Source organism: Psittacicella hinzii (genome assembly GCF_003585935.1).
In the GTDB taxonomy this organism is placed as follows: Bacteria; Pseudomonadota; Gammaproteobacteria; order Enterobacterales; family Psittacicellaceae; genus Psittacicella; species Psittacicella hinzii.
In genome coordinates this window covers 1-5702 of the sequence record NZ_NRJG01000048.1, presented here as the reverse complement: position 1 = coordinate 5702, position 5702 = coordinate 1, and the positions used below count along the sequence as shown (strand labels likewise).

Genomic DNA, 5702 nt, shown 5'->3' with positions numbered 1-5702 from the left:
TTTATTGTAAACCCAGCTGGTGTGGTTTTTGGTAAAAACTCAGTTCTTGATGTAGCAGGTCTGGTAGTTTCAACGTTAGATATTACAGATCAAGATTTCTTAAATGGTAAATTTGTTTTTAACCAAGACAAAGACCAAGCAATTGCCTCAGTTCTTAACCAAGGGGTAATTAAAGTTAGTGAACAAGGTACTTTAGCTTTAGTTGGTGGTAATGTAGTAAATACCGGTACTTTAGAAGCTAAAAATGGTACTGTTTATTTATTATCTGGTAAATCGATTACGATTCAAGATTTAGATAATCCAACAATCTCATATAAAGTAACTGCAGGTAATAAAGCAGTAAACTTAGGTGAAATTGTTTCTCGTAAAGCATATTTATTAGCTAATAAAGTTGCACATGGTGCGACAGCAGCGAACGAATTTGCTGATTTAATGTCAAACTATGCTAGCTCTGCAACTACTGCGACCATCGATGCAAATGGTGAGGTAGTTCTATATGGTGCAGCGGTAGCTGATAAAACTCTAAATACAGCACAAACAGATGATGAATTACGTGCAGCAAACATTTCTGAGCAAGGCTATACCGTTCTTAATGGTACTATTAGTGCCAATAATACATTAGGTACTGGTGGTAAAGTAGCGATTTTAGGTGACAAAGTTGTTTTAGAGAATCAAGCACAAGTAAACGTTTCTGGTATTGCTGGTGGTAGTATTCACGTGGGTGGCGATGCTTATCGTACTGGTGAGATTAAACTTGCACGCGATACTACAGTTGATGAAAATGCCGTTCTAAATGCTTCAGGTACAACAAGTAGCGGTGGTTGCATTACTCTTTGGGGTGATCAGTTAAACTTTGCTGGAACTTATTTAGCAACAGCTACTCAAGGTAATGGTGGTTTTGTAGAAACCTCTGGGAAGAACTTTACTAAAGGTCAAACTACGATTAACACGAGCTCGGAACAAGGCAAAGTAGGTACTTGGTTACTAGATCCTGAATACGTAGTTGTCTACAACGAGTCAAATGCCCCTACAAATTTAACTAATGCTATTAAAGATAGCGAAGTAGCTGCGAACTTAGCTACCACAGCTGTAGAGATCAACGCTACCAATAATATTACCTTTAGAGCGCAAACTAATATCACTAGTCAAAGTGGTAATAATTTAAGTGTGTGGACTAATTCTACGACAGGCAGTAAAATTGAATTTGATAATGCTGTAGTAAATTTATCACAAGGTAATTTTAGTTTATATTGCGGTACTGATAGTACTAAAAATCTTCCAGCAGATATCAATATTACTAATGGTAGTATTATTTCCGCTCAAAATATTAACGTACAGTGCTCAGCATTACGTGTAGATAATTCTACGGTAAATGGTAAACTTAATGTATTAAACTCAGCGTTGGTTTACTTCTCAAATCAAGCAGTTTCTTCAGGTGAAATTAATCTTAACTCTTCTAATAGAATAGTGAATTATACATTTGTAGATTCTGTTTTAAATAGTAGCATTAATATTACAGATACTGTTGTTAATGATATTGCTTTATCTGCTAATCATATCGTAAACTTTACTAATACTACTATTAACTCTAATTATGTTGTAGTTATTGAGAATTTTAAAAATACATCATCAACTACAGATGGTAATAAAATTATTTTTGAAAATAGTACAATTAAGAATTTAACTTCTCAAGATAATAGTGAAAAGGTTGTTAATTTAAGTCTAGTTTTTGATGGTAATCCAAGTAATGGTTTTAACGGTGAAATTCGTTTTGCTAATTCAACAATGAATTTCTCTGGTACTGCTAAAGTAAGTGTTGATTTCAAAATGGCATCTCTTAATGGTGGTAGTAACGTAATGAATGTTACTAACAGTAAAATTTATGCTAATGAGACAACAGATACATCTTCGTTCATATATTTTGGTTCAAAAGCTTCTCCAAATGTAATTTTCTCAAATTCAACAGTTAAATTAAATTCCGGTCTTTTTGGTTATTATCAAGATAACTATAATCCACATTACACTGGTTTTAAGATAAATAATGGATCTGTGATTGAAGCAGATCGTATTTCATTAGAATCGAGTGGGGGTGCTTTATTTGTTAATATAACTGATTCTAACTTAACTGCAGATAATGGAAGTATTAACATCGGTTATGGGGGTTCCTTTGGTAAAGCAGATGGTTCTTTTGCACAAACTATAACCAATCCGATTACTGTAAATTTATCTAATAGTAACTTTACAGCAAATAAAGACTTATATTTAGCTCTAACAGTTACTAGTAAAGAGACAGCTAACAATTCACATTTAAATGCTACTAATGTAACATTCACAACAAATACTGGTGATATTAGAGTATTTACGGTTGCTGCACGTGAAAACGTTTTTGACAATGTTACAGCAAAAGCGGAAAAAGATTTTGAAATATATTCACGTTTAAATGTAACTCTTAATAATAGTAGTATTACAGCTAAAACAGGTACTTTAACTTTACATGAAGTTGGGATTCAAGCTGCTAGTTGGGGATATGGTAATGGTCAAATCATTGTAAATAACTCAACTTTAATTGGTGAAAAAGTACAAGTTACGGAAGATGTTGGTGTTTTAGTTCTTCTAAATAAAACAACGGTAAACGCTAATACAAGTTTTGCTGCTAATAGTTTAGATGCGAGTAAAGGTGATAAAAATAATCTTGTAATTAAAGATTCTATTGTAACTGTTTCAAATGAGACTGGCGTATCAAACAATGGTTTATTTGGTAACTTAAATATTACTAACTCAAATGTAACTTATGCTGGTACAGTTAATGGTAGTTTTAATCGTGATATTATTATTGATAATTCAACAGTTACTGCAGGAGTGTTAGATCTTGCTTCGTTAAATACAAGCATTAATCTTGTAAATGCAGCAAAAATTGTTACAACCTCTGGAGCATTATCATTAAAAGCACCTACATTAAATATTGCTCAATCTACAATTACAGCACAAGGTGACGCTAACCTTGGTAATTTAAGCACTAAAGTATTAAATGCTACTTTTGCCAAAGTGAAATCAGAAACTGGTAATGTAAGTTTAACAGGTAACGATTCTTTAATTGTTAACTCGGCTTCATTAAATTCAGCATTAGATTTAAATTTAACTTCAGCTAATGGTTCAATTGTTATTAATCCAGAGTTACAATTAACAACCAACATTGGTCGTAGCTTAAATATTACTGCTGCAAATGTAACTATTGTCAACATGACTTTAGAAGCAAAAAATGTTGGAGCAATTGCAAGTAAAAACTTAAAAGTATCTAACTCAACAGTAAATGCAACTGATGTACAAGGTGTTGTGACCTTAAAAGGCGCTGAAAATGCTACTTACGAGAAATCTGCAGTTAAAGGTTATGATGTTGTAATTGAAGGTGGTAATATTACTTTAAGTGATAACTCATCTTTCGCAGCAACTAATTTAACGGCGATTTCTACAACAGGTGACGTTGTATTAAATCCAAATAACACTATTTCTGGTACAAATGAAGTTAAATTAGCTGTTGGTGGCAATTTAACGGTTGATCGTACCAATATTACTTCAGTTGCTGGAGGAGTAAACATTACTTCTCAAAATGCTACAATTAACAATAGTAATATTACAGGATTAACAGGAGTATCTGTTAATGCTACTGAAGTTTTATCTTTAGAAAATGCTAATGTAACATCTGAAAATGGTGATGCTACAGTAACAGGTGTTAAATCTACTACTTTAAATAATTCAAATATTACCTCAACTAATGGTAAAGCAAAAGTTGAAGGTGGAGAATTAACTTTAAGCAACTCAAATATCAGTGGTAATAGTGCTGAAGTACGTGCTACAGAAAATGCAACTTTAACTAATGTTAAAGTAGTTGCTAAATCTGGTGAAGCTGCAGTAAATGTTAAAAATAATGCAACTTTAACCGGAACAAATGTTACAGCTACACAAGGTACAGCGAATGTAACTGCAGGTAATGTAACGTTAAATAATGCTAATATTACAGGTCAAACTGCAATTGTGAATGCAACAGTTGGTGACTTAAATGCAACAAATAGTAATATTACTGCTACAGGTGAAACCGCTACATTAGCTGCAGCTAAAACTTTAGATTTAAATGGTACAAATGTTTCTGCCGAGAAAAGTGTAGGGATGAATGCAACCGATATTGTTGCAAATAATTCAAATATTACTGGTGCTGCAGTAACTGCAAAAGCACAAAATGAATTTACAGTAAATAATACTAATTTTAGTGCAATAGAGACTGATGTTACCTTAACTGCTGTAACTAATTTAAGTTTAGTAGGTAGTAATATTTCTGCGGCGAGTAGTTCAGTGTTAGAGGGAGGTAATCTATCTTTAGATAATGTTAATGTAAGCGGAGCAAGTATTACTGCTAATGCGACGACAGGTTCGGTGAATTTAACAAATTCGACTCTAAATGCAACTACTGGTGATGTAAAAGTTAATGCTACAGAAAATACAACTCTTAATGGGGTTAATGTAGAAGCTAAAAATGGTAAAGTTGAAGTTGAAGGTAATAATGTTACATCAAACAACTCTAACATTACTGGTAACAATAATACGACTTTAAGTGCTCGCAACAATTTAGATGCAAATAATACAAATGTTGTGTCATTAAATGGAACAGCTTTAGTTACTGCGGTAAATAATGCTGCAATTACAGGTACTAATGTAACAGCTAATAATGGAGCTGCAAATGTTATTGCTGGTAATGTTTCATTAAATAATGCGAACGTGACAGGTCAAAATACCGAAGTTAATGCTACTAATGGTGATGCGCGTATTGTTAACTCAGTAGTAAACGCTACTGATGGTGATGCTAAAGTTGGTGCTTCGAACTTATCGGCTATTATCGGTAGCAATATTAGTGCAACAGGTAATGCAAGCATTGTCGCTGGTAACGTATCGTTAAACAATGCAAACGTTACAGGTAAATCAGTTGAAATCAACGCTACTAAAGGTGATGCTACGATTGTTAACTCTGTAGTAAATGCTACGGAAGGTGATGCTAAAGTAGGCGCTGCGAATCTTGCAGCAATTACGAATAGTAATATCAGTGCGTTAAATGGTAATGTTAGTGTTATTGCTGGTAACGTATCGTTAAGCAATGCAAACGTTACAGGTAAATCAGCTGAAATCAACGCTACTAAAGGTGATGCTACGATTGTTAACTCTGTAGTAAATGCTACTGATGGTGATGCTAAAGTTGGTGCTGCGAACTTATCGGCTATTATCGGTAGCAATATTAGTGCAACAGGTAATGCAAGCATTGTTGCTGGTAACGTAACTTTAAATCAAGCTAATGTTACAGGTAAAGCAGTTGAAATCAATGCTACTAAAGGTGATGCTACGATTGTTAACTCTGTAGTAAATGCTACGGAAGGTGATGCTAAAGTAGGCGCTGCGAATCTTGCAGCAATTACGAATAGTAATATCAGTGCGTTAAATGGTAATGTTAGTGTTATTGCTGGTAACGTATCATTAAACAATGCAAACGTTACAGGTAAATCAGCTGAAATCAACGCTACTAAAGGTGATGCTACGATTGTTAACTCTGTAGTAAATGCTACTGATGGTGATGCTAAAGTTGGTGCTTCGAACTTATCGGCTATTATCGGTAGCAATATTAGTGCAACAGGTAATGCAAGCATTGTTGCTGGTAACGT

1 protein-coding gene is annotated in these 5702 nt (G+C 33.8%); it reads left to right on the top strand.

Annotated features, from left to right (window positions below; all coding sequences use genetic code 11):
- Nucleotides 1-5702: beta strand repeat-containing protein (locus CKF58_RS08370; protein WP_222987679.1), on the top strand; the 5702-nt coding region annotated here is incomplete at both ends.